We start from the raw sequence: 24,284 nt of genomic DNA, 5'->3' as shown, positions 1-24,284 counted from the left end.
TACAATACGCCTAAATTCAGGCGTATTGTTTCAATTGAGCCATCAAAATACCCGTTTATAAGGTTTAATGATAACCGATTGGTAGACGCCAGCGGCCACATAAGGGTCTTGTTCAGCCCAAGCCTCAGCCTCTTGTTGTGAGGTAAATTCAGCAATCACCGTTGAGCCGGTGAACCCGGCAGCACCTGGGTCTGCACTGTCAATGGCGGGGTTTGGGCCTGCAGTCAGTAAGCGCCCTTGGTCCTGCAATGCTTGTAAGCGAGCCAGATGCGCGGGGCGCACGGATAAACGCTTTTCAAGTGAGTCCGGGACGTCGGTAGCAAAGATTACGTAAAGCATGTTTCACCTTTAAAATCATTATCATGATATTAGTTTGGTATTCCATAACAGCATGTTCCATTACTAAATTCAATCTTGGGTGTCACGTAGAAATCTTGGTATACACCGGTAATTGATAATGAAATAAAATGATAACTAAGCGTAAATAGAAAGTGTCATTTCGTTGATATTGCCGCTTAAAACACCATTTAAGACCTATCGATGAGATAGTTTGCAGTTGCTTATTGAATATGATTGCTATTTGCATTTAAACTTAGCTGCATCAGAGGACAGTGAATTATTATGCAGCTAAATAAATTTTTTCTGGGTCGGCGCCTTAGATGGCCAATCGTACTTTCAGTAGGGCTACATGGCAGCGTAGTTGCAGCATTGCTATATGTATCTGTCGAACAAATGCGGGAACAACCTGAAATTGAGGACGCCCCGCTGGCTGTCACTATGGTCAATATTGCCACTTTTGCCGCTCCACAACCTGCGGCGGCGGAACCACAGGCAGAACCCGAGCCTGAAACGGTCGAAGAGACACCACCTGAGCCCGAAGTGTTGCCAGAGCCGGTCCCTGTTCCACTCCCTGAACCGGTGAAACCTAAGCCCAAACCTAAACCAGTGAAAAAAGAAGTGAAAAAGCCGGAAGTGAAGAAGCCAGATGTTAAGAAAACAGTGGCTCCGCCGGATGATAAACTCTTTAAATCTGATGAGCCTGCGTTGGTTTCTAATAATGCGCCGGTAAAATCAGCACCTAAGACATCGGTGCCTGGGGCATCAACATCAGCCGGACCAAAAGCACTGAGTAAGGCGAAACCCACTTATCCCGCCCGCGCCTTGGCCTTGGGAGTTGAAGGGCAGGTTAAAGTACAATACGACATTGATGAAAATGGCCGTGTGACAAATGTACGTATCTTGGAAGCGACTCCGCGAAATACCTTTGAGCGTGAGGTGAAGCAGGTTATGCGTAAGTGGCGGTTTGAAGCGGTTGCTGCCAAAGATTATGTTACAACCATCGTGTTCAAGATTGGTGGCAACATGGAGATGAACTAAGGCATCAATGCACTAGTTTAAACATGATTTAGTCAGCACAATAAAAAGGGCCGCTTTAATGCGACCCTTTTTGCATCGGCAGAACCCGGTTAGCGATTATTGGGTCGCACCGACCTCAAAATTACCTCTGCCATCCGGTAAAGCGCGAGCTTTCCCAGCATCATCCACTGCAACGTAGGTGAAGACCGCTTCAGTCGCACGATAGCGCTGACCGATAGGCTCGGAAGAGACTTTTTTCACCCAGACTTCGATATTGATAGTAATAGAGCTGCGGCCAGTCTTGATACAGCGGGCATAGCAGCAAACGACATCACCCACAGCCACCGGCTTGAGGAATGTCATCCCGTCAACACGTACCGTGACCACCCGGCCCTGTGCTATTTCTTTCGCCTGAATAGCGCCGCCGATATCCATTTGTGACATCAACCAGCCGCCGAATATATCGCCATTGGCATTAGTGTCAGCGGGCATGGCAAGGGTACGGAGTACCAATTCACCGTTAGGTAATGATTGCTCACCGTGAGGTGATAATTGTTCCTGAGTCATCTCTGCCTACTAAAAATCTGCTCACCTGGAATAGCCCACTGGAAGGTCAGTGGGCAACAAATACTTCATTTATTTGCGAGGGTAATCGTTAACGTTACGACTTTTTCTGTTCTTCTGGCATATGTCGGTAAATATAAACGCCGCTGATCAGGGTGAATACCAACGTCAGCGCGGTTAAGCCAAAGACTTTAAAATTCACCCAGATATCTTGCGGTAACCAGAATGCGACATAGATGTTCAGCAAGCCGCAGGCCAGGAAGAATATTGCCCAAGACATATTCAATGTTGACCATACGGCATCAGGCAATGACAGCTCTTTACCCAGCATCCGCTGAATCAATGGTTTTTTCATAAACCACTGGCTGATTAATAACGCGGCGGCGAACAACACATACAACACCGTCACTTTCCACTTAATGAATAAGTCACTGTGGAATGCCAGCGTTAAGGTACCGAATACCAACACCATAATTGCGGTAACCAATGTCATTTTTTCTACTTTGCGATATTTGACCCAAGTAAAGGCCAATGCCAGCAATGTTGCGACAATCAACGCCCCTGAGGCGACAAAAATGTCATACATCTTGTAGAAAACGAAAAATACGACCAATGGGAGAAAATCTAAAAGTTGCTTCATGAATCAATCCATCATTTGTACATCGCCCGACTATACCGGATTCAGTGAGGTGAGGGTACCCGCGGTAAAACACTATTATCCTTAATTATCTGCCGGAATGCGCGTTCTGCCAGTGGAATTTGCAGAAACTTACGATAAACAAGTAACAGATTTTGTCTGTATATTGCCAGCCATGCATTAACCCAGCATGATACGTAATGAATATTGGGTTAAGGCTTGGTGGAGTAACTATGCAGAGAAAATCACTCCGGTATTGGATGCCGGGTTTGACCCAATTAATGGCTTATGAAAGAGACTGGTTCAAGCCTGATATTAGAGCGGGATTATCCGTCGCCGCAGTGGCATTACCCATTGCCATCGCTTATGCCGAATTAACCGGTGTCAGCGCCGCTGTCGGTTTGTATTCGTGTATTTTGCCGATGATTGCCTATGCATTTTTTGGCTCTTCGCGACAATTGATCGTGGGGCCTGATGCTGCCACTTGTGCGGTGATCGCCGCGGTAGTGGCACCACTGGCGGCGGGGAATAGTGAGGTTCACTGGCAACTCACTATAATGATGACATTGATGATGGGGACGTGGTGCTTGGTGGCCAGCCGTTTCAAACTTGGCGCATTGGCTGATTTATTATCACGACCCATATTGACCGGGTTGCTTAATGGGGTTGCCATCACCATCATTGTTGACCAACTAGGTAAGGTTTTTGGCTTTATGACCCGGCCGCCGCAGTTGATTGAGCGGGTGTTGGCGCTGCCACATAACTTGATGAATACCCATTTGCCGACGGTCGCTATCTCGTTACTGACGTTTGTGGTGCTGTATGGTGTCAAGTGGTTAAGACCAAACTGGCCTGCGCCACTGTTGGCGATTGTCATTGCCACCTTTGTCTCGTGGGCTGCCAATATGCAGCAATTTGGTGTCTCAATCGTCGGGGGATTTGAAGGTGGCCTGCCCATGGTGCATTGGCCTGACTTCCAACCGGGTCTGCTGCGTGACATGGTTATCCCCGCACTCAACTTGGCCGTGGTGAGTTTCGTTAGCATGATGCTGACGGCCCGCAGTTTTGCCGCCAAAAACGGTTATGAGGTTGATGCCGATGTGGAATTACGTGCATTGGGTATCACCAATATCGTCTCTGCCTTATCTCAAGGGTTTGCTATCAGTGGGGCCAGTACTCGCACGGCAGTGAATGATGCCAATAATGGTAAGAGCCAGTTGGTTTCTATTATTGCTGCACTGGTTATTGCGATGGTATTGCTATTTATGACGCGCCCACTGCAATTTATCCCTATCGCAGCCTTGGGGGTGGTGCTGATTTATGCTGCCTGGTCATTGCTGGGGTTCAGAAGTCTATGGCAATTACGTAAACGTAATACTCAAGCTTTCTATCTGGCGCTTTTTACCTTTATCAGCGTGGTGTTAGTGGGGGTGATTAGCGGGATTGGTTTAGCCGTATTACTCGGGTTACTACAATTCCTGCGTACGGTATTCCGCCCGACTGAGCAGCTATTGGGGGTTAACGTTGATGGCATGATCCATTCGATGCGCAGTGGTAATGGGATTAAGCCAGTCCCCGGCGTTATGATGTACCGTTTTAACTCGCCATTGACCTATTTCAATGTGGCTTATTTTAAGCGGCGGATTTTGAATCTGGTTGATAGCGCTCTACATCCCGCTGATTGGGTGGTCATTGATGCTGTCGCCAGTTTTACCTATGCCGACATCAGTGTGCTGGCCGCCATTGATGAACTTAAACGCGATTTGAAGCAGCGTAATGTTAAGCTGATATTAGCCGGAAGACGTACTGAGTTGACGCGCTGGTTCCGCATTAATCGGCTAAAAAGCCATGATGAGGATTTGATCTTGGTGCCCGATCTGTATCTGGCCCTTAAGCTGATTCAAAGTAAACAGCGAGTGGCCGAGAAACAAGAGTCAGTGGAGAGTGGAGAGCCTGAAATTAACTGATGGACATTATTGTAAAGAGAAAAGGGCCGTAATGGCCCTTTTTACGGTTCTATCTGAGCCGCTATTTAGGCGCTGGCATCGGTTGGACGCAGCAACATATATAAGCGGAACAGGTAAACCAACAATAATGCAGAAACCAGATTACTCAGCGTACTTAAAATGACACTAGCAATTGGCGTCGGCAGTGCGGTCAAGTGATTGACCAGATACAGCAAGACTAATTTGGCCGCTATCCACAACATCATGGCAGGAATAATTAACCGCACATTGGAAAAGGCCAGTTTAGAACTGGCTTTTATGGCGGCAAAAACGCCTATTTTCTCTGTGGTTACGATAACCGGCGACAATGAAAGTGCGACAGCAATGGCGATACCGGGCACGATAAAGATCATTAATCCTAACTGGATGAGCAACGTACCAATAAACATCAGTAACAGTAAGCGAGGCAAAGTAGGCACGGAAAGACCAATGGCCTGCAATGCACTTACACGACGCCCCATTGATACCATCGATATCAGCGTTAGCATCCCGCCCACTAATAAGACATTACCCACTAGTGCAGAAAAAGTTGCCGCCGCAGAGACTTTGAGCAGCACGATTTGTTGCTCAGGAGTCAATTGCGCCACCATATCCCGAATGCTGACATTCCCTGATGACGCAAAATCACTTTCTGAAGCACTCAAAATACTCAGTTGTTCTGTACCAGGGATAAATGCCTGATTCAGCATGACGGTAATGAACGCAGTTAGCAAAGCCAGTAACAGGATAGCCGGCAGCTGATTACGTAAAAAGTTAAAACTGTCACGGTATAAAGTGTTAGCCGTGATAGGCATGAAAGCTCCTTGGGATCGAAAAAATAGCGCTTAGCCGATGATTATACCTTGTTATGGGGCGCTGTGGGATCCCGTGATAGGCCAATGACCAATTTCTTCTAATCTAATTATCTGGATGTTATCAACAGGTAACGGTGGCAAACCATAGTGGGCGCGGGCGCGATCACAGTGTGGATTGCGAACGCCTACTTCACCTGAAGGTGTAAATTCATGGCAAGGAGGTGGCCGGTCACCATAAATTGAGCAGGAAACAGACTGACCGACCTCTCCTTGCAGGGCCATACAGCGAGGGGATTTGCTGTTGGTGCCAGACATGCAACTGATAAAGGGAGTGACTTGCTCAGTCATGGCATTAGGAACGGTACCGCCGCCTTCTTGAGCCTCAGCCCAATAGAATGACACCCGAAAATAGGCACAGCAGGCACCGCAGTTCACACAGGGATTCATTTCCGCGCTCATCTTTAATCTACTGCTCCTTACAAAGTAAACAGCCAACCGATCACGATTTCACACATACGATATCCAAGCATAGCAGCATGACCACTGTTCTCTTTTTCATCAATGCGTATTAGTGCGATTTGGTGCGAAAGAGTCATTTATGATCCAGATCAATTTCAATGATATTAAGGAATTAAATAACCTTACTTAATTTAGGATTTATTCAATTTGTTGCTAAAGGTGTGATCTCTATTGGATCATGAATACTCATTTGTAGGTATATTCAGTTCGCGAATATACCTACAAATGGAATGGATAATGAAAAAAGTCACTTTGGCATTGTTAGCCGTAGCAACTCTGGCATCGACTGCGGTAAGCGCACATCAAGCAGGCGATTATATTTTCCGGGCAGGGACGGCGACTGTCAGACCCAATGCCGGGTCTGATGATGTACTAGGTTATGGTTCTTTCAAGGCAGATAACAATACTCAGTTGGGCCTGACCTTCAGCTATCTCATTACTGATAATATTGGGGTAGAATTGTTGGCGGCTACACCGTTCCGCCATAAAATTGGCTTAGAGCCGACCGGGAATATTGCAGAAGTTAAGCAATTGCCGCCGACATTAATGGCTCAATATTATTTCCGTGATAAACAAGACAAACTGCGGCCATATTTAGGGATCGGCCTGAACTACACCACTTTCTTTGATGAGAAATTCAATAACACGGGCAGCTCTGCCGGTTTGACGGATTTGAGTGTTAAAGATTCATGGGGTGTGGCAGGGCAAGCGGGTCTGGATTATATGGTCAGCGAGAACTGGATGCTGAATATGTCTGTCTGGTGGATGAATATCGAAACCGACGTCAAATTCAAAGCGGGTGGTGAAGAGCAGACTATTCATACTCGTCTTGATCCGTGGGTGTTTATGTTTGGCGCGGGTTATCGTTTCTAACTATAACGGCAATAACTTTGGGCAAGCCCTTGGGACTTGATATTGCAGAGTTGGGTCACAAAGGAGGCGCAGAAATGCGCCTCCGAGCGTTATATTATCTGATAAGCATCTGATCACTAACAGATTTCACCCCTGGTACAGTTCGGGTGATCTGCACTGCGCGGTTTGCATCCTGACGTGAACTCACAAAACCACTCAACTGAACCCGACCTTTGAACGTCTCAACACTGATTTCAGTGGATTTTAGATTTTTCTCACCCAGCAGCGCTGATTTCACTTTCGTGGTGACGACGGTATCATCCAGATACCCCCCGGTTCCTTCTGACTTCGCGGTAGGCGCGCAGGCAGAGACTGCCATCGCCATAATTACTACCATGCATAAAGCTGAAAGGGTCTTGAAAATCTTCATAAATGACTCTCCATGTTTATCGATATCATAGGGCATGTATTACGCAGTAATTAGTATTGGTTATGAATGAGTTTTATTCAAATGGATGGCTGATATCAGTAGTGCGGAAGATATTGAAAATAAGAGGATATAGCGCCCGAAAGGGTAAACCATCAGGCGCTAGGTAACATCAAAGACGAGTGGCGGCTTTCATTTCTGTCACAAAACGGGATAACTGAGCCAACATCTCTGCGGGTTGCGAGAGATTGTTTTCAATGATTTTTACCATCACGGAGCCAGAAATTACGCCGGCAGCACCTGCCGCTAAACTGGTTTTTACCTGCTCAGGCTCTGAAATGCCAAAACCTTGCAGTGCAGGGGCGGCGTGATACTCGCGCAATTTATCAATCAAGTGATTTAACGGCAGATGGCCATGATTTTCCGCACCAGTCACACCCGCGCGTGAGAGTAGATAAGTATAGCCACGGCCATGAGAGGCGATTTCGCGTAATAAATCATCATCAGCATTGGGCGGACAAATGAATATTGGTGCAATACCATAACGGGATGCGGCAGCCCGGAAGGGGGCCGACTCTTCAAATGGTACGTCAGCAATAAGAACTGAGTCGACACCCACCTCGGCACAGCGCTGATAGAAAGTATCAATGCCATTGTGGAATACCAGATTTGCATACATCAGCAAGCCAATAGGAATGGTCGGGTGCTTTTTGCGGATCTCCGCCAGCATCTCAAAGCAGATACCCGGCGTCACGCCCGCAGCAAAAGCCCGCAATGCCGCGTTTTGAATGGTTGGGCCATCCGCCAGTGGATCAGAGAATGGGATACCCAACTCCAAGGCATCAGCACCTGCCGCAATTAAGGTATCAATGATATCTAATGATATTGCTGGCGACGGGTCACCTAATTGTACGAAAGGAACAAAAGCGCCTTCATTCTTGGCCGCCAACTGTTTGAAAAGCTGCTGATAACGCTCCATTAAATTTCTCCCCGTGCTTTCAGGATATCGTGGACGGTGAAAATATCTTTATCACCCCGCCCGGACAGATTAACCACCAATATCTGTTCTTTTTCCGGCGATGCTTTAATCATTTTCAGGGCATGTGCCAGCGCATGGGAAGACTCCAATGCCGGAATAATCCCTTCTTTACATGACAAGGCTTTAAATGCTTCCAGCGCTTCGTCATCAGTGACCGAAACATAATCGGCGCGACCAATACTATTTAAGTAAGCATGCTGTGGCCCGACTGACGGGAAGTCTAATCCAGCCGAGATTGAGTAAGATTCTTCAATCTGACCATCACTGGTTTGCATCATCGGGGATTTCATGCCGAAGTAGATACCCACTTTACCGTGTTTAAGCGGAGCACCATGTTGGCCAGTTTCGATACCCAATCCGGCAGGTTCAACACCAATTAAGCCAACACCTTCTTCATCGATAAAATCGGCAAACATCCCAATCGCGTTTGAACCACCGCCGACACATGCCAATACCGCATCCGGTAAACGGCCTTCTTTGGCTAATATCTGTGCTTTGGTCTCTTCACCGATCATCCGTTGGAATTCACGCACAATAGTGGGATAAGGGTGTGGGCCAGCAGCGGTTCCCAACATATAGTGAGCGGTTTCGTAGCTGCCAGACCAGTCACGCAGTGCCTCATTACAGGCATCTTTCAAGGTTGATGAGCCACTGTGTACCGGAATAACTTCTGCGCCCATCAGTCGCATACGGAACACATTCGGTGATTGGCGTTCAATATCTTTCGCGCCCATATAAATGCGGCATTTCAAACCTAGCAGGGCGCAGGCTAATGCTGACGCCACCCCATGCTGGCCTGCACCGGTTTCTGCAATAATCTCAGTCTTACCCATACGCTTGGCTAATAAAGCTTGGCCCAACACCTGGTTAGTTTTGTGCGCGCCGCCGTGCAGCAGATCTTCGCGCTTCAAATATAACTTGGTCTTTGTCCCTGCGGTCAGATTCTGACACAGGGTCAGGGCGGTTGGACGCCCGGCATAGTTCTTTAACAAATCCTGAAATGCCGCCTGAAACTCAGGGTCCAGTTGCGCACTGACAAAAGCCTCTTCCAGTTGCTTCAATGCTGGCATCAGAATCTGGGGCACATACATGCCACCGAACTCGCCAAAATAAGGATTCAATGTGGTCATTTTTCTGTCCTTTATATGCCCGTCATCTTTCAAACTGCAGGCGTGTTGGCTGCATCTTGAAATCTATTGGGTATAGGGTTAACTCAAATGTGTTTAGAAATCAGTAAGCGCGTAATGTTTGGAATACGGTGGCGATCAGTTGTGGGTCTTTGATGCCGGGGGCGCTTTCTACACCGGAATTGAAATCCAGACCTGCAGCACCCAATTGAGCTGCCGCGTCACAATTCTGAGCATTTAAGCCGCCAGCCAGCAGCACGTTATCCAAAGCGTGGTCAGCTAATAGTGACCAGTTAAAGTGCTGGCCGGTACCGCCGTTGCCATTATCCAAAACATAACGTTCGACATGCTGTAAGTTGCGCGCGGGTAAGGTGTCACCGACACTCAATGCCTTCCAAATTTGGCAGTTGGCGGGTAAAACTTCACGCAACTGATTGATGTAAGGCTGGTCTTCGTGCCCATGTAATTGCACGGCAGTCAGAGATAAGCGCTCGGCGGTTTGTTGGATGGTATTGATTTCAGCATCACGGAATACCCCGACGTATTTCAGCGGCGCGCCACTGATAACCGTGCGGGCCTGCGCAATATCCACATGGCGCGGTGAACTGCTCACAAAAATCAACCCGCCATACACCGCACCGGCATGGTATGCCGCAACGGCATCCTGGGCGCGAGTCAGCCCACAGACTTTGTTCTCACCCAGCAATACCCGGCGTACCGCAGCATTAAGGTCTGCTTCAGACATCAGCGCACTGCCAATCAGGAAACCGTTAGCGATATGGCTCAGTTCGCGCACCTGTCGATAATGATTAATGCCAGACTCGCTGATCACAGTGACGCCTTCAGGCAGGCGAGGTGCCAGCTCACGGGTACGATTAAGGTCAATAGACAAGTCGCGTAAATCACGGTTGTTGATGCCCACCACTTTAGCGCCCAGTGTAATGGCGCGATCCAGTTCTTCGGCATTGCTGGCTTCGGTCAGCACCCCCATATTCAGGCTATGTGCTACCGCCGCCAACTGGCGGTAGGTATCATCGTCCAGCACTGACAGCATCAGCAAAATAGCATCAGCCTGGTAAAAACGGGCCAGTTGAATCTGATAAGCATCAATAATAAAATCTTTGCACAATACTGGCTGAGTCACCACCGCGCTGACTTGTGGTAAAAAATCAAAGCTGCCTTGGAAGTATTTTTCGTCAGTTAATACTGAGATAGCGGAAGCATAGTTTTTATAAACAGCGGCAATTTCTGCCGGATTAAAATTGTCACGAATGACCCCCTTGGAGGGCGACGCTTTTTTGCATTCCAGAATAAAAACGGTTTTATTGCCTTGCAGCGCTTGATAAAAGTCGCGCTGGCTTTGGGTGATAGCGTGTTGAAAGCTGGCCAGAGGCTGTTGCAATTTCCGCGCGGCAACCCAGATTTCCTTATCGCGCACTATTTTGTGAAGTACGGTTTCCTGCATGATTTATCCTCTTGCTGCCAGAGCAGTCACTCGTGAGAAAGCTTGACCGCTGTGAATCATTTCCAATGCTTGTTGTGCGTTATGACGCAGGTTTTCTTGACCGTGCAACTTCAGTAATAACGCGACGTTAGCCGCGACGGCTGCGGCGTGCGCTGCTTCACCCTTACCTTGTAACAACCTTGCTAAAATGTCACGGTTTTCTTCAGGTGCGCCACCTTGCAACGAACCCAGTGGATAGCGGTTTAAACCAAAATCTTCTGGGGCTAATTCATAGCTTTCGATGCTGCCGTTATTCAGCTCTGCCACCTGCGTTGGCGCGTGAATAGCCACTTCATCCATTCCGCCGCCATGCACCACTGCAGCGCGTTGATAACCCAGCACTTTCAGGGTTTGTGCAATGGGTAACACCAACTCTGGGCTGTAAACACCAATTAATGCCAGTGGTGGGCGAGCAGGGTTAATCAATGGCCCCAGCACATTAAACAGGGTGCGGGTTTTCAACTGTTGGCGTACTGGCATGGCATGGCGAAAACCGGTGTGATACTGCGGCGCAAACAGGAAGCAAACCCCTAATTCATCCAATGCTAGCCGCGATTGTTCAGCCGTCATATCCAGACGAATACCAAACGCAGCCAGCAAGTCTGACGAGCCAGAACGGCTAGATACACTGCGGTTACCGTGTTTGGCGACTTTTATGCCACAACCGGCAGCAACAAAGGCGCTGGCGGTGGAAATATTAATGCTGTTTGTGCCATCACCACCGGTACCGACGATATCTGCAAACAAGTAATCAGGGCGCGGGAAGGGTTGGGCATCGGCCAACAACGCTTGGGCAGCACCGGCAATCTCGGCCGGGGTTTCACCGCGAACTTTCATGCTGATTAATGCTGCTGCCAGTTGGCTGGCTTCCAGCTCACCACGCACGATAGCCGCAAACAGCATCTGGCTTTCTTGCTGGGTCATGACCTCGGCCTGAAACAGTTTTTCTAATAACTGCTCTTTAGTCAGTAACAGATCTTTGGCTAACAGCATGTCTTTAGAAGATAAATTTTGCATCTGATATTCCTTATTTACACCCGCCCCGAGAACGTGGAGTTGCAGGTAGGCAGTAAGCTAACTCTGGTCAGTGATTTGGGTATAAGAGAGCAGCTAACACCCCTGCGGCTTTGCGTAGGATGGGGATAACGCCCAAGCCAATGTCTGCTCAAGCAAACGGGCACCCTGCGTGGTTAAAATCGATTCCGGGTGGAACTGGTAGCCACAAACTCGATGCGCATCATGACGAACCGCCATAACCATCTCGCCAAAACGGGCATTAACGGTTAATTCTGCCGGGATATTACTGCCGACTAATGAGTGGTAGCGGGCAACCGGCAATGGGTTTGGCAGACCGGCAAACATCCCTTGCCCATCATGTTCAATGGCTGAGGCCTTGCCATGCAATATTTCACCCGCTTGACCCACGTGACCGCCATAAGCTTCAACGATGGCCTGATGACCCAGGCAAATACCGATAATCGGTAATTGGCCGCATAACCGTTGCAGTAATTCAGGCATGCAGCCTGCTTGTGCAGGAGTGCCGGGGCCAGGAGACAACATCAACACCGGTTGTTCGAGTTGCTGCAGGCGTTCAATAATGGTCTCGGCCGCAATTTGGTTACGATAAATCACCACGCGGTGGCCACTGGAGCGCAGTTGATCAACCAGGTTATAAGTAAAGGAATCGATATTATCGAGCAGTAAGATATCAGCCATTAGAACACCTCCTTGGCATGGTGTGCGGTGGCAATCGCCCGCAACACAGCGCGTGCTTTATTGCGGGTTTCATCGGCTTCCGCCTGTGGAATGGAGTCGAGCACCACACCGGCTCCGGCCTGCACTGTCGCGATACCGTCCTCGACATAAGCCGAGCGGATAACAATGCAAGTATCCAAATCACCCTGGGCAGTAAAATAGCCGACTGCGCCACCGTAACTGCCACGTCGCGCACCTTCACTGCCAGCAATCAATTGCATGGCTCGAACTTTTGGCGCGCCGCTCAAGGTCCCCATATTCATGCAAGCCTGATAAGCATGCAGTACGTCCAGATCTTGGCGCAGAGTCCCCACCACGCGGGAAACCAGATGCATAACAAAGGAGTAGCGGTCAACTTTGGTTAAGTCGGCAACATAACGGCTACCGGGCTCACAAATGCGCGCCAGGTCATTACGAGCCAAATCCACCAGCATTAAATGTTCAGCGAGTTCTTTATGGTCAGTCCGCATTTCCAGCTCAATGCGGCTGTCTAAATCGCGGTCCAACTCGCCATTGGCACGGCGACCACGTGGGCGGGTACCAGCAATGGGGTAAATCTCAATTTGGCGGTTAGTCGCATCGTACTTCAGTGCGCTTTCAGGTGATGCGCCAAACAGAGAGAATTCGTTATCCTGCATAAAGAACATATAAGGGCTGGGATTATGGTCTTTCAGGGTTTGGTAAGCCGCCAGAGGAGATGGGCAAGGCAGTGAGAATCGGCGTGACGGGACCACCTGGAAAATTTCTCCCTCACGAATAGCGTGCTGTAATTGACTGACTACCGCGCCATATTCTTCATCTGATTGGTTACACTGTAACGTCATGTCAGGAACTGATTTTGCCGGAATTGGTTGCGGCGCTTGCTGCAATTGATGGCTAAGTTGCTCTAAGCGGCTGCTCAGGCGCAGATGCTCGGTGTTATCCGGGGTGAACAGACTGGCTTGCAAATGGGTTGAGCGATTTTGATGGTCCAACACTAACAAGGTTTCGGCCAGATAGAAGCAGAAGTCCGGGCAACGATTTTCATGGCGCAGTGGCGGTAAGTTTTCAAAACCCGCCACCAAATCGTAGGCAAACAGGCCGCCAAGGAACATGGCTTGGCGCTCGGAGACTGGGGAATCAACCAGTTTTAATAGCAGCCGCAGCGCATCAAAAACCGACAGCGCCTGTAGGCGAGAGTCTTCATCTTGTACCGCAGTAATGACCGGGAACGTTAATTCACGGCCATTAGGGCGCACTTGAATATCAACTTCAGCCGGTAAGGCACTATCTAATAATGTTAACAAAGACGCACCATTGCGGGTGAGCGCCTCAAGGGTCACTTTTTGTCCCAATGCGGTAATGCGCAGTGCGCTATCGATAATGAGCAGACTCTTCAGGTTCTGTTTGCTGGTCACCTCTGCTGATTCGAGCAGCAAAGTGGCAGGGCGTGCGCCGCAAAGTTGATGAAACAGTGTGGTAGGATCATCGCGGTAACACGCCGTGGCGGTGAGTAGCTGTAAAGTAGGGCGCGAGGTTTGCATCATTATTTGTTGATCCTGAAAAAGTGATTTCGCCAAAATTTGTCCATAAAAAAACCCGCTATTAGCGGGCTGAAGCAATCTGCACTGTCTGATGACTGATATGCGTGATTACATCGCCCGAGTGAGGGAGATGTGCCACCAACGCAGTAAGGAAATCAGGGAAGTTTTCATTTCAGTCACTACTCTCTAAGATTGCTTTATTTGGGAACATCAATTTAGTGCCCCGTGAACTTGTGTACTAGTTAACTGGTTCGCGAGGTGAATGTCAACCCCCTGAATGATTGTTTTTTTATCTGCTTTGCGCGGCTGACGTGTGCGAGTTTCAATTAAGGTGCGTAAAAATCTTATTAGCAGGTATCATACTCAACCACGTTTTCTCTGGATTTTTGTTTTGGTTAATAAGACCGTTTTGACAAATAAACTCGTTTTATCTGATAACGCCACCTTATCGGGTCCGGCTGATTTACCTGATCCCGTCGCTGGTTCAACGGCATTTACACTCTATGATTTGCATAGCCATACCACGGCATCGGACGGCTCGTTGACGCCAGCGGCGCTAGTGATAAGAGCAGCGCAGATGCGGGTGGGGGTTTTGGCTATCACCGATCACGATACGACGGCGGGATTAGCAGAAGCGGCAGCGACTATTGCGCAGCAGCAACTGGCATTACGGCTTATCCCCGGCGTTGAAATTTCTACTTTATGGGAAAACCATGAAATCCATATTGTGGGACTCGGCATTGATATTCATCATGACAGTATTTGCCAGCTGCTGAGTGAACAATCTCATCATCGCTATATTCGCGCGCAGGAGATAAGCGCTCGTCTGGCAAAAGCACGTATTCCAGATGCCTGGGAAGGGGCTAACCGGCTGGCGAGTGGTGGTCAGGTTACCCGTGGGCATTTTGCTCGCTATTTAGTTGAGCTAGGACTGGCCAGCAATGTTGGGCAGGTTTTTAAAAAATATTTAGCCAAAGGCAAGACCGGTTATGTTCCCGCGCAATGGTGTACAATAGAACAAGCTATTGATGCAATTAAGCAATCTGGTGGGCAAGCGGTACTGGCGCATCCTGGTCGTTATGATTTAACCGCCAAATGGTTGAAACGGCTATTGGCTCATTTTGCCGAGTTTGGCGGCGATGCCATGGAGGTTGCTCAATGCCAGCAAGCCCCCCACGAACGAGCACAGCTTGCCCAATATGCGCGCGATTATAATTTACTTGCATCCCAAGGGTCTGATTTCCATCAACCTTGTTCTTGGATTGAGCTAGGCCGCAAATTGTGGCTGCCCGCTGGGGTGGAGCCGGTATGGCGTGATTGGCCTACAGAGCCAGCCAACTCGAATGTTGAATGATGAGGTAAAGTCATGAGTCAGTTTTTTTATATTCACCCGGAAAACCCACAGCCACGGCTGATCAACCAAAGCGTTGATGTGTTGCGTAAGGGGGGGGTTGTTGTCTATCCGACAGATTCCGGTTATGCCCTTGGTTGCCGTTTAGAAGACAAATCGGCAATGGAGCGTATTTGTCGTATTCGTCAGTTGGATGGCAATCATAATTTTACCTTGGTATGTCGTGATTTATCCGAACTGTCGACTTACGCCTATGTCGATAACTCGGCATTTCGGTTGATCAAAAATAATACCCCCGGCAATTACACCTTTATTTTAAAAGCGACCAAAGAAGTGCCCCGGCGTTTGATGAATGACAAACGTAAAACTATTGGTCTGCGTGTCCCCTCTAACCCTATCGCTCTGGCTCTGCTGGATGTATTGGGTGAGCCATTGATGTCGACCACCTTAATGTTGCCTGGTAATGATTTCGCTGAATCAGATCCTGAAGAGATCAAAGAACACTTGGGCAAACAAGTGGATTTAATCATTCACGGTGGCTCATTAGGCCAGCAACCGACAACGGTTATTGACTTGACTGATTCGTCACCTGAAGTTATCCGTGAAGGAGCGGGGGACGCCACCCCATTCCGCTAAGCTTCATCTCGCTAGATATTCGCAATTGTTGGATACGGTATCAGTTACTTTGTGAAATACCCGTATCCAACTCGTTTACCCGCCCCCTCTTAGACCCATTCTAATAGCTATTCTTATGCTGCTATTTTTATATTTTGTATGGCACATCGTTATTAGAGTCAATCCCACATTCGGTTAATGGGTATCACCTCAATAATCTATCCTCTACAAATAAAGATATCACTCACCTATTTATCTGCTTTTAAATGCTATTTTGTAGCGGCCCGCTATGAATGACTCGTTATTTTTAACGGTTAAGTGTATTTTCATGCTCGCTAAACTAAATTCTCAACAATAATTAACTTATTATTTATTTGCCTATTTAATGTTTTTTATCTGTCATTATTTTTTAAGACACATCCAATGAAAATTTAATTGTAAATATACCTTATTTCATATCATTTTAATTTGACGATCTTTTATTCTAAGCATCAAACACTTAAATAGAATAATATCCTATAAAATATGTTTATTTTTCATCGATTAGATTTATATGTCGCATTTATCAAAATTGCGATCATAAAACACAATAAATTCATTTTTTGTGTATAATTGTGCAGTTTTCATTAAAAATGCTCTCAGAATTTACATCTGCGATGATAAATAAAAGTGCTTCACCAACAAGTACTTGCTGCTGTTTTTTTGTTGAGAGTATTTCCCTTTGTTTTCTTCTTGATGAATACCTATAGAGAGTCACTAAGATAAATAGAAAATTGGAAGTGTCTTATATATGGCTAATACGTCCATACAAGATAATTCCTATGCTGTTTTTGTGCATAATCCATTGATATATATGTGTAATAAATCGAGAGCTCATGATTTGTAGGATTACTCCTACGCATTTTGTCCTCAGCTCCTATATATATGTATGATCTTGTACGTTTATAATTTAATTAATGATGCAATGTCAGAGTTAAGCCATTTATCAGTGGAGGCTTGCCAGGTTAATTACTTTCTATTCAAGTAAGGATATTGCTCGTTAATTACAATCCATTTATAGAGATAAAGTTGAGAGTCTTATGAATCGAGTATTTAGAGTCATTTGGAATAGTGCCTTAGGTCGCTACGATGTTGCATCAGAGTTTTCTAAGTCAGGAAAAAAAACCAAGTCATGCTGTTCAGGAACTGTCGCTGCTACTCTAAGTTTAACGGCACCTTCTTGTTTAAGTCAGATGGCTATAACCTTAATGTTGACCTTAGGGGCTAGCTCTGCTTTTGCCGCAGATATTACTGTTCCGGTATTTACGCCAGAAGTTGATTTTGAACAATCATTTACAGGCACCGCGAATACTTTATCGGGGAGCTTTAGTAACATTGCCCGAGGTGATGCTGGCTTTAAAAACAGCAAGCTAGGCGATATTCCAGCGGGGAACTTCCTCAATGGTGCAGAGAATCTGATCAGTAAAAATATTTTCAATTTAGGCGACATGGTTACTGAAACCTTCCTTGATCCCAAAGGAACTGGCGCATTAATTACTATTAATGTATTTAGCAGCACCGCGATGTCAATTAAGCCACTTGCTGATTTTACGGTACCAGTCTCCTACGCAGTGGGTGAGGATGGTCAGTATGTGAATCGTAACTTATTCCATGTGCAAGATAGCAGTGATCTTACGGTCAATGTTGGTAGCACAACTCTGGGTTGGGTTAATGATAGTACGAATTATTTTAGCGCCATCCTTAAAGGTGGTTTAAAAAATGAGACAGCAGCAACTACCTCTTCTGGGTTCTATGTCGATTCGAATAATGCCTCATCGCAGAATACTGTACTAAATTATAATTCTAAAACAGTCGTTAATCTGGGTAATAATAGTAATAATATTCGTGATAGCGGTACCTCAGTGGCCAATGCGGTACTTGATGACTTTACCGGTGCTTTCACCAGTCCCTATTTAGGTGCGCAAAATGTTCAAAATTTTGCTGATTTTCAAAAATACAACAATGATTTGATCGCCGGTATTAAAAGTGGCGCGATTGTTCTGGACAGTAAAGGCTACCAGGCCGAGCTGGCTCGAGCCTATTTCACTAACGGCTCTAATACCTCACCAAAAGTTACCCCGATCTATCTAGATATGGGGATTGATGCCAATGATGCTGTAAATCATATTATCGATTCTACTCGCGTTGCCTTTATTCATGGTGATGGCCAGCATGCCATTGTGAATATTGGGTCTGATGCCAATATTCAAGCTTTTAACACTGATATTTCAGTTGTACGTCTACAAGACGGTGCAACACTGAATAATGCCGGGATTTTAGGTTCAGCTGCCGCCACGGTGCGTGGCACTAATATTATTTTTGCCACTGACAGTACGGTTATTAATGAAGCCACTGGGGTGCTGGATGCAGGGACTAACCCTGATATGCTGGATTTCCAATCTACACCGACCGCCACATTACCACTGAATGTTGCCAGTGGCAGTCACACCGCGATTTTGGCTAATGGCACCTCTTCAGTCACTAACAATGGTGTGATTAATACCGCGTCACGTGGCGCCAGTGTTTATACCCGCGCGGCCATCATCGACGGCACCTCGACCTTCGTCAATAACGGTAATATCAATATTGCTGCCACTGTCGATACATCGCCTGCAGCCGGATATCTGAATGAAGGGGTGAGTGTTCAGAAAGGCTCTACCTTTGAAAATAATGGCTCTGTCTATATTGGTCGCCAAGCTCAGCGCTCATTAACGGATGTGGTCACTGACCTGGCAATAAAAACCGAATCTTATGCGGTTAAATTAGTTCAAGATACTGTGAATTTGAGCAATATCGCCACATTTATCAATAATGTAGGTGGTAAAATTGTTATTGGCAGTAAAACTGAAAACTCCACCGCGATTCTCGCACAAGGAGCCAGAACAGCTGTGAGTCAGAACGGCACTATTGAGCTCAATGGTGCGGGTGCAACGCCAGGACAAAACGCGGCACAGAATATCGGTATTTCCTCCAGCTTAAATGCCACTAATATCTTCAATAACGGCGATATTATTATCAATGGTATCAATACCGTTGGTATGAAAGTGCTGACAAACAGCGCCGCGACGAATGCGGGTAACATTTATGTCAATAAAGGACTTGATGCTGCCACCAATCTGGCCAACTACGGTATTCAGGCCGTCGGTGTCGGTGCTGTCGCTAATCTTTCCGGTCAGGTAAATCTGTCTGGCGATGGGGCTATTGGCGTGGTGGCTGAAGATAAAGGTACCATCAACGTTACCGGTAATGGTCAGGTTGAATTTGTGTCAGGTAAGAAGCAGGTGGGATACCTGATTTATGGTGCGGGTGCGAGCGTCAATAATACCGCCAGTGGTGATGAAACGGTTTCAACCGAAGGCTCTACCTTATATCGTGTTGATAAAGGAGCCAGTTTTGCGGGAACCACGGCCTCGACCATGAATGCAACCGGTCAGAATTCATCTCTGATTCAGGTTACAGGTGCAGGTAGTAACTTCAGTTCTGGTGCGCTAGATATGGTGCTTTCAGGTGAGGGTGCTACAGGGGTGAAAGTTGAAGGTGGGGCGACCGGTATCATCACAGCCGACGCTAGCCTGACACTCAGTGGCGATGGTGCCACTGCCGGTATCGTTGACGGCAACTATTACGGCTTGGATGGGATAGCGACCGGCGCTACCGGCAAATCTGTCTTAACCAGCTCTGCAGTATTGACCACTGGCAACACCGCGTCTGGTGCTTATGGCTATATTGCCCGCAATGGCGGTGAGTTGATCCACAAAGGTACCATCGATTTTACTCAGTCCGGCAGCACGGGTGTGCTGGTGGATGGCGGGATACTGACAAACCAGAATCTGATCTCAGTAAATGGTACCGCAGTAAATATTCAGGGTGCCAACTCGACAGTCAATAACTCGGGTACTGTTAATGCCACTGATGGCACCGCCGCTTTCTTATTGGGCGCTGGAGCCAGTTTGACTCTGTCGGGTAATGGTGAAACCAAAGCGGGCGGCACAGCCCACGGTGTCTTGCTAGATACCGGTGCCACAGCACTGACTGTCGATGGCGCAACCATTACCATGACTGCCGGCGGTTCAGGTAATGCTATTGAGAACCAAGCCGAAATTTCAGGTATTCAGTTAAAAGACACCACGTTGACCGTGGGCAATGGCGCGGGCATCCGCACCGGCGCATCGATGGCGGCCACCAACTCGGGCACCATCAATGTTAACGGCAGCGGTACCGGTATTTTGTTTGCCAACACTGGCAACACCATTACCGATAATACGCTGGATATGTCTGACTCCGCAGGTCTGGTGATTAATGTCAATTCGGCTGCCGGTAAAGGGATTGTCACTCATTCCAGTCAGAATCTGAAAACCGGTGCCAGTGTGAACGTCAATGATGCCGCAGGTGGTGCCGCGCTGATTGTGCAAGGCACTACCAGTGAGGTCGAGCAGTCGGGTAACTTGACATCACAGTCACTTACTAACCCGGTTGTGGATATCAACAACGGTTATGTCACCAGTTTCACTAACAGTGGCGCGATCCATGCCAGCAGTGCAGCACAACAGGCGGTTGTGACCAATACCGGGAACGGTGTGGCCTTCACTAACCAAACTAGCGGCAGCATTATCGGTCAAGTCAATTTATTGACTGGAAACAACACAGTCACCTTGATGCAAGGCAGTAAAGGTACTGATTTCACCACCGGCAGCGGTGATGACGAATTTATCCTGCGGGACCTGACACTGGCTGATACTGGCGTATTCAGTTCGCTGAATGGTGGCACGGGTACCGATACACTGACTTTGGATAATTCGCTTTATACCCTAAGTAATGTTGATGCCATCCAAAATATGGATTACATCGACCTGATCAATAACTCAACACTGACAATGGATAATGTCCTGCTGGCGTTGGGTAATGCTCAGGATGACAATGCGAATACCGGTTTCAACCTTGGCGACGGCAGTTTGTTGCAGGTTAATAACCTGAATGCCGTCGATTTCAACAGCAAGTTGAATGGGTTGGGTACGGTCGGTGTTGATACCGCAGGTAATGCATTCAACTTTACCGCCAATGCAGCACAGAATGCCTTTAACGGAGTGCTAGCTCTGGGCAATGCCACTTTTGATCTGGCAGCACAGAATACCACGGCACTGGTCAATGCCAGCCTGAAACTGGGTGCTGATAGCATCACCACGGTCGCTGACGGGGTCCAGACTATCGGCGGGCTAATTTTCGACGGCGGTACCGCGAAATTTAACACCGGCACACCGGGTGAAACGGTCGCGCAAAGCACTATCCACACGACCAATGAGATGGACCTGTTGGGTACCGGTACAGTCGAGGTGAATATTGAGAGTGTCGACAACAGCCAGACGCCAGTCAATCCGGTATTACCTATCATGGAACAAGATGATGCCAATACCCTGCTACAACTGGCAATAAGTGATGTAGCGGTACAGGGCAATGGCGGCAATCTGGTGCTGAAAGACCAGTATGGCAATATCATTACTGATGCCACTACGGCTGATATTGCCCAAAATGGCACCACTGTCGCCAAAGGGACTTACGATTATCGCCTGACCAGTGGCGTGAATAACGATGGTTTGTATGTGAGTTACGGTCTGACTCAAGTTGAGTTGCAGGGGAGCGGTGCTGATGCGCTGTCACTGTATGCCACCAATAAAACCGGTCCGGCGGCAGAGTTGAGTGCCAAAATCACCGGCATGGGTGATCTGGCCATTGATACTGGCGCAGGCAATACCGTGACACTGTCTAATCTGGACAACGATTACACCGGCGCTACTGAGGTTCGTAGTGGAACCTTGCAGATGCTCAATGACAATGTGCTGGGGAATACGTCTCTGTTATCTCTGGCAGCCGATACTGTTTTTGATATGGATGGCCACAGCCAGACAGTGGGTGAATTGAACGGTACTGCCGGTTCATCATTGAACTTCAATGGTGGCAGTCTGACGCTGAGTCAAGGCGGTATTTCTGACGGTGAACTCACCGGTAACGGCGCGTTGACGATTGCCGCTGATGTGCTGACCGTGAATGGCGCTAACAGTGGCCTGAGCGCGGTGACTACGATTGCCAGTGGCGCACAAGCGTTACTGAACGATGTCGCCGGTCTGGGAAATGGCGACATTATCAATGCCGGTCTATTAACATTGACCGGTGCGGCAGGTCAGTTGGTTAATGCGATTAGTGATACCGGAAGTGTGGTATTGCAAGATAGCAGCGATATTACTGCCAGTGGTGATAACAGCCAGTTCAGCGGCCTGTTTGATATCAATAATGCCAGTCAGTTAACGGTTTCTCAGGCCGCGAATTTAGGCACTGCAGCTGTTGCCAATAACGGCTCATTAGTCTTGAACTCGGCCACTCATTGGGCATTGGCAAATAACGTTACCGGCAGCGGCAGTCTGACTAAGAATGGTGTTGGCACGGTATCGTTAACACAGTCTGCGGCCTATACCGGTCAAACTGACATTAACGCGGGCGGCCTGATCTTGGGCAGCAGTGCAGATCCAATGACACTGGCTAGCCAGCAAGTCAATATTGCCAACGGTGCCTTTATGGGCGGCTTTGGTGGTGTGGCGGGGGCAATTGATAATCAGGGAACCTTATTTGTCGGTAACCCGGTGGCATCGGTGACTTCAGTACTGAGTCGGTTGGCACCTGCCAGCAACGTATTTACCGTTGGGACGGATTTAACCAACAGCGGCACGGTCTTTATCGGCAACAAGACCAGTGACGGCACGGGCACCACCGGCAATCAATTAGTGGTGAATGGCAACTATATTGGTAACAACGGTTTACTGCATTTCAACACCGCACTGGGTGATGACAACTCCGCCACGGACAGCATGATAGTCAACGGCAACACCAGCGGAACCACCAATGTGAGTGTGGATAACGCCGGTGGTCTGGGGGCTAAAACGCTAAATGGTATTGAACTGATTCAGGTCAACGGCCAGTCAGACGGTGATTTCAAAAGTGGCCGTATTGTAGCGGGGGCGTATGACTATTCTCTGGTACGTGGTGTAGGGCAGAACGCGACTAACTGGTACCTGACCAGCTTGAGTAATTTGCCGGTTGACCCTGAGAATCCGGTTGATCCAGAAAGTCCGGTTAATCCGGGTGAAGAAACCAAACGTCCTGAAGCGGGCAGTTATACCGCTAACCTGGCTGCCGCTAACACGATGTTTGTGACCCGCTTGCACGATCGTTTAGGGGAAACTCAATATATCGACGCCCTGACCGGCGAGCAGAAAGTGACCAGCATGTGGCTGAGAAATGAAGGTGGCCATAACCGTTCACGTGATACCAGTGGTCAGTTGAAAACCCAAAGCAACCGGTATGTGATGCAATTGGGTGGCGATATCGCCCAGTGGAGTAACAATGACCTCGACCGATTACATTTAGGTGTCATGGCGGGTTACGGTAACAGCAAAAACAACACTCGTTCGACATCCGGTTACCAGTCTGATGGCTCTGTTGATGGTTACACCGCGGGTGTGTACAGCACCTGGTACGCCAATAACGAAGACAAATCCGGATTGTATGTGGATGGATGGGCGCAATACAGCTGGTTTAACAATACTGTACAGGGCGAAGGTTTAGTCTCTGAAGAGTACAAATCAAAGGGGATTACCGCCTCGGTTGAAAGCGGCTATACCTTTAAGATTGGTGAAAACAAGTCTAAAAATGAAACCTACTTTATCCAGCCGAAAGCGCAGATTACCTGGATGGGGGTGAAGGCTGATGAGCACCGTGAAGCCAATGGTACTCAAGTGAATGGTCAGGGCGACGGTAATATCCAGACGCGTCTGGGGGTTCGTTCTTATATGAAAGGCCACCACGAAAGTGATAATGGCAAGGATCGTGAGTTCCAGCCGTTTGTGGAAGCCAACTGGATCCACAATACCAAAGACTTCGGTGCCAATATGAACTCGATTGATGTGAAACAGGCCGGTGCGAAAAATATTGGTGAGCTGAAACTGGGTGTCGAGGGGCAATTAAACAAGCAACTCAATGTCTGGGGCAATGTCGGTCAGCAATTGGGCGATAAAGGCTACAGTGATACCGCAGTTATGTTAGGGGTTAAATACAACTTCTAATCGTCATCAAGATTCATAAATAACGGTGCTTCGGCACCGTTATTTATGTGCCAGCAACTTAATAT

17 protein-coding genes, 1 pseudogene and 1 other annotated feature are annotated in these 24,284 nt (G+C 47.9%); of the genes and pseudogenes, 6 read left to right on the top strand and 12 right to left on the bottom strand.

What is annotated here, in order from left to right; translation table 11 throughout:
- Window positions 1–42: 42 nt before the first annotated feature.
- Entirely contained in the window at window positions 43–339 is a 297-nt protein-coding gene (locus DJ58_RS19130) for a YciI family protein (RefSeq protein ID WP_032910841.1), read from the bottom strand.
- Window positions 340–621: 282 nt separating this feature from the next.
- Here DJ58_RS19130 and tonB point away from each other — a divergent pair, with 282 nt between their 5' ends.
- Window positions 622–1,377, top strand: a complete 756-nt coding sequence (gene tonB / locus DJ58_RS19135; protein WP_032910839.1) for a TonB system transport protein TonB — start codon at window positions 622–624, stop codon at window positions 1,375–1,377.
- Window positions 1,378–1,473: 96 nt separating this feature from the next.
- Here the strand turns inward: tonB and yciA are convergent, their stop codons facing one another.
- Window positions 1,474–1,923 (bottom strand): acyl-CoA thioester hydrolase YciA, encoded by a 450-nt coding sequence (yciA, locus tag DJ58_RS19140; RefSeq protein ID WP_004708366.1) that lies wholly within the window; start codon window positions 1,921–1,923, stop codon window positions 1,474–1,476.
- Window positions 1,924–2,017: 94 nt separating this feature from the next.
- Window positions 2,018–2,560: a septation protein A gene (locus tag DJ58_RS19145; RefSeq protein ID WP_032910838.1), complete on the bottom strand. Its 543-nt coding sequence runs from the start codon at window positions 2,558–2,560 to the stop codon at window positions 2,018–2,020.
- Window positions 2,561–2,790: 230 nt separating this feature from the next.
- Here DJ58_RS19145 and DJ58_RS19150 point away from each other — a divergent pair, with 230 nt between their 5' ends.
- Window positions 2,791–4,524: a SulP family inorganic anion transporter gene (locus DJ58_RS19150; protein WP_032910837.1), complete on the top strand. Its 1,734-nt coding sequence runs from the start codon at window positions 2,791–2,793 to the stop codon at window positions 4,522–4,524.
- A 65-nt stretch (window positions 4,525–4,589) separates the two neighbouring features.
- On the opposite strand, the gene DJ58_RS19155 is transcribed toward DJ58_RS19150, so the two are convergent.
- Together DJ58_RS19155 and DJ58_RS19160 are read right to left on the bottom strand one after the other, a co-directional pair.
- A complete protein-coding gene (locus DJ58_RS19155; protein WP_004708361.1) occupies window positions 4,590–5,357 on the bottom strand; it encodes a YciC family protein in 768 nt (255 codons plus the stop codon).
- 51 nt (window positions 5,358–5,408) lie between these two features.
- Window positions 5,409–5,816: a YkgJ family cysteine cluster protein gene (locus tag DJ58_RS19160; RefSeq protein WP_032910836.1), complete on the bottom strand. Its 408-nt coding sequence runs from the start codon at window positions 5,814–5,816 to the stop codon at window positions 5,409–5,411.
- A gap of 297 nt (window positions 5,817–6,113) precedes the next feature.
- Between DJ58_RS19160 and ompW the strand changes: the two genes are divergently transcribed.
- Entirely contained in the window at window positions 6,114–6,749 is a 636-nt protein-coding gene (gene ompW, locus DJ58_RS19165) for an outer membrane protein OmpW (RefSeq protein ID WP_032910835.1), read from the top strand.
- Window positions 6,750–6,843: 94 nt separating this feature from the next.
- On the opposite strand, the gene DJ58_RS19170 is transcribed toward ompW, so the two are convergent.
- From DJ58_RS19170 to trpL, 7 genes and pseudogenes are all read right to left on the bottom strand, one after another.
- The gene (locus tag DJ58_RS19170; RefSeq protein ID WP_032910834.1) at window positions 6,844–7,158 is read right to left on the bottom strand and encodes a BON domain-containing protein; all 315 of its coding nucleotides are present in this window, start codon (window positions 7,156–7,158) and stop codon (window positions 6,844–6,846) included.
- Window positions 7,159–7,327: 169 nt separating this feature from the next.
- Window positions 7,328–8,134, bottom strand: a complete 807-nt coding sequence (gene trpA, locus DJ58_RS19175; protein ID WP_032910832.1) for a tryptophan synthase subunit alpha — start codon at window positions 8,132–8,134, stop codon at window positions 7,328–7,330.
- Entirely contained in the window at window positions 8,134–9,324 is a 1,191-nt protein-coding gene (gene trpB / locus DJ58_RS19180) for a tryptophan synthase subunit beta (protein ID WP_004708352.1), read from the bottom strand. The genes trpA and trpB overlap by 1 nt, the downstream gene beginning before the upstream one ends.
- A gap of 100 nt (window positions 9,325–9,424) precedes the next feature.
- Window positions 9,425–10,786, bottom strand: a complete 1,362-nt coding sequence (trpCF, locus tag DJ58_RS19185; RefSeq protein WP_004708350.1) for a bifunctional indole-3-glycerol-phosphate synthase TrpC/phosphoribosylanthranilate isomerase TrpF — start codon at window positions 10,784–10,786, stop codon at window positions 9,425–9,427.
- 3 nt (window positions 10,787–10,789) lie between these two features.
- Window positions 10,790–12,541 (bottom strand): annotated as a pseudogene (trpD, locus tag DJ58_RS24070) (anthranilate phosphoribosyltransferase).
- Window positions 12,541–14,103, bottom strand: coding sequence for an anthranilate synthase component 1 (locus tag DJ58_RS19200; protein WP_032910892.1), 1,563 nt, complete (start codon window positions 14,101–14,103; stop codon window positions 12,541–12,543). The pseudogene trpD and the gene DJ58_RS19200 overlap by 1 nt, the downstream one beginning before the upstream one ends.
- Window positions 14,104–14,148: 45 nt before the next feature.
- Window positions 14,149–14,250, bottom strand: a sequence feature (Trp leader region).
- Window positions 14,212–14,274, bottom strand: coding sequence for a trp operon leader peptide (trpL, locus tag DJ58_RS23300; RefSeq protein WP_115155793.1), 63 nt, complete (start codon window positions 14,272–14,274; stop codon window positions 14,212–14,214). (Overlaps the previous feature by 39 nt.)
- A 220-nt stretch (window positions 14,275–14,494) precedes the next feature.
- Here trpL and rnm point away from each other — a divergent pair, with 220 nt between their 5' ends.
- From rnm to DJ58_RS19215, 3 genes are all read left to right on the top strand, one after another.
- Entirely contained in the window at window positions 14,495–15,457 is a 963-nt protein-coding gene (gene rnm / locus DJ58_RS19205; RefSeq protein ID WP_032910830.1) for an RNase RNM, read from the top strand.
- A gap of 12 nt (window positions 15,458–15,469) precedes the next feature.
- A complete protein-coding gene (locus tag DJ58_RS19210) occupies window positions 15,470–16,090 on the top strand; it encodes an L-threonylcarbamoyladenylate synthase (protein WP_004708342.1) in 621 nt (206 codons plus the stop codon).
- A 1,058-nt stretch (window positions 16,091–17,148) separates the two neighbouring features.
- Window positions 17,149–24,219, top strand: a complete 7,071-nt coding sequence (locus tag DJ58_RS19215; RefSeq protein WP_032910828.1) for an autotransporter outer membrane beta-barrel domain-containing protein — start codon at window positions 17,149–17,151, stop codon at window positions 24,217–24,219.
- The last annotated feature ends 65 nt before the right edge of the window (window positions 24,220–24,284 follow it).

Source organism: Yersinia frederiksenii ATCC 33641 (genome assembly GCF_000754805.1).
Taxonomy (GTDB): Bacteria; Pseudomonadota; Gammaproteobacteria; order Enterobacterales; family Enterobacteriaceae; genus Yersinia; species Yersinia frederiksenii.
Note: the sequence above shows the minus strand (reverse complement) of the source record. Positions and strands in the feature narration are given on the sequence as shown.

Bases quoted from the DNA above. Each gene is read 5' to 3' on its own strand.
- DJ58_RS19130 (WP_032910841.1), bottom strand. From the start codon at position 339: ATGCTTTACGTAATCTTTGCTACCGACGTCCCGGACTCACTTGAAAAG.
- ompW (WP_032910835.1), top strand. From the start codon at position 6,114: ATGAAAAAAGTCACTTTGGCATTGTTAGCCGTAGCAACTCTGGCATCG.
- trpCF (WP_004708350.1), bottom strand. From the start codon at position 10,786: ATGCAGGAAACCGTACTTCACAAAATAGTGCGCGATAAGGAAATCTGG.
- DJ58_RS19170 (WP_032910834.1), bottom strand. From the start codon at position 7,158: ATGAAGATTTTCAAGACCCTTTCAGCTTTATGCATGGTAGTAATTATG.
- DJ58_RS19210 (WP_004708342.1), top strand. From the start codon at position 15,470: ATGAGTCAGTTTTTTTATATTCACCCGGAAAACCCACAGCCACGGCTG.
- DJ58_RS19145 (WP_032910838.1), bottom strand. From the start codon at position 2,560: ATGAAGCAACTTTTAGATTTTCTCCCATTGGTCGTATTTTTCGTTTTC.
- DJ58_RS19160 (WP_032910836.1), bottom strand. From the start codon at position 5,816: ATGAGCGCGGAAATGAATCCCTGTGTGAACTGCGGTGCCTGCTGTGCC.
- yciA (WP_004708366.1), bottom strand. From the start codon at position 1,923: ATGACTCAGGAACAATTATCACCTCACGGTGAGCAATCATTACCTAAC.
- tonB (WP_032910839.1), top strand. From the start codon at position 622: ATGCAGCTAAATAAATTTTTTCTGGGTCGGCGCCTTAGATGGCCAATC.
- DJ58_RS19200 (WP_032910892.1), bottom strand. From the start codon at position 14,103: ATGCAAACCTCGCGCCCTACTTTACAGCTACTCACCGCCACGGCGTGT.
- DJ58_RS19155 (WP_004708361.1), bottom strand. From the start codon at position 5,357: ATGCCTATCACGGCTAACACTTTATACCGTGACAGTTTTAACTTTTTA.
- DJ58_RS19150 (WP_032910837.1), top strand. From the start codon at position 2,791: ATGCAGAGAAAATCACTCCGGTATTGGATGCCGGGTTTGACCCAATTA.
- DJ58_RS19215 (WP_032910828.1), top strand. From the start codon at position 17,149: ATGAATCGAGTATTTAGAGTCATTTGGAATAGTGCCTTAGGTCGCTAC.
- trpA (WP_032910832.1), bottom strand. From the start codon at position 8,134: ATGGAGCGTTATCAGCAGCTTTTCAAACAGTTGGCGGCCAAGAATGAA.
- trpB (WP_004708352.1), bottom strand. From the start codon at position 9,324: ATGACCACATTGAATCCTTATTTTGGCGAGTTCGGTGGCATGTATGTG.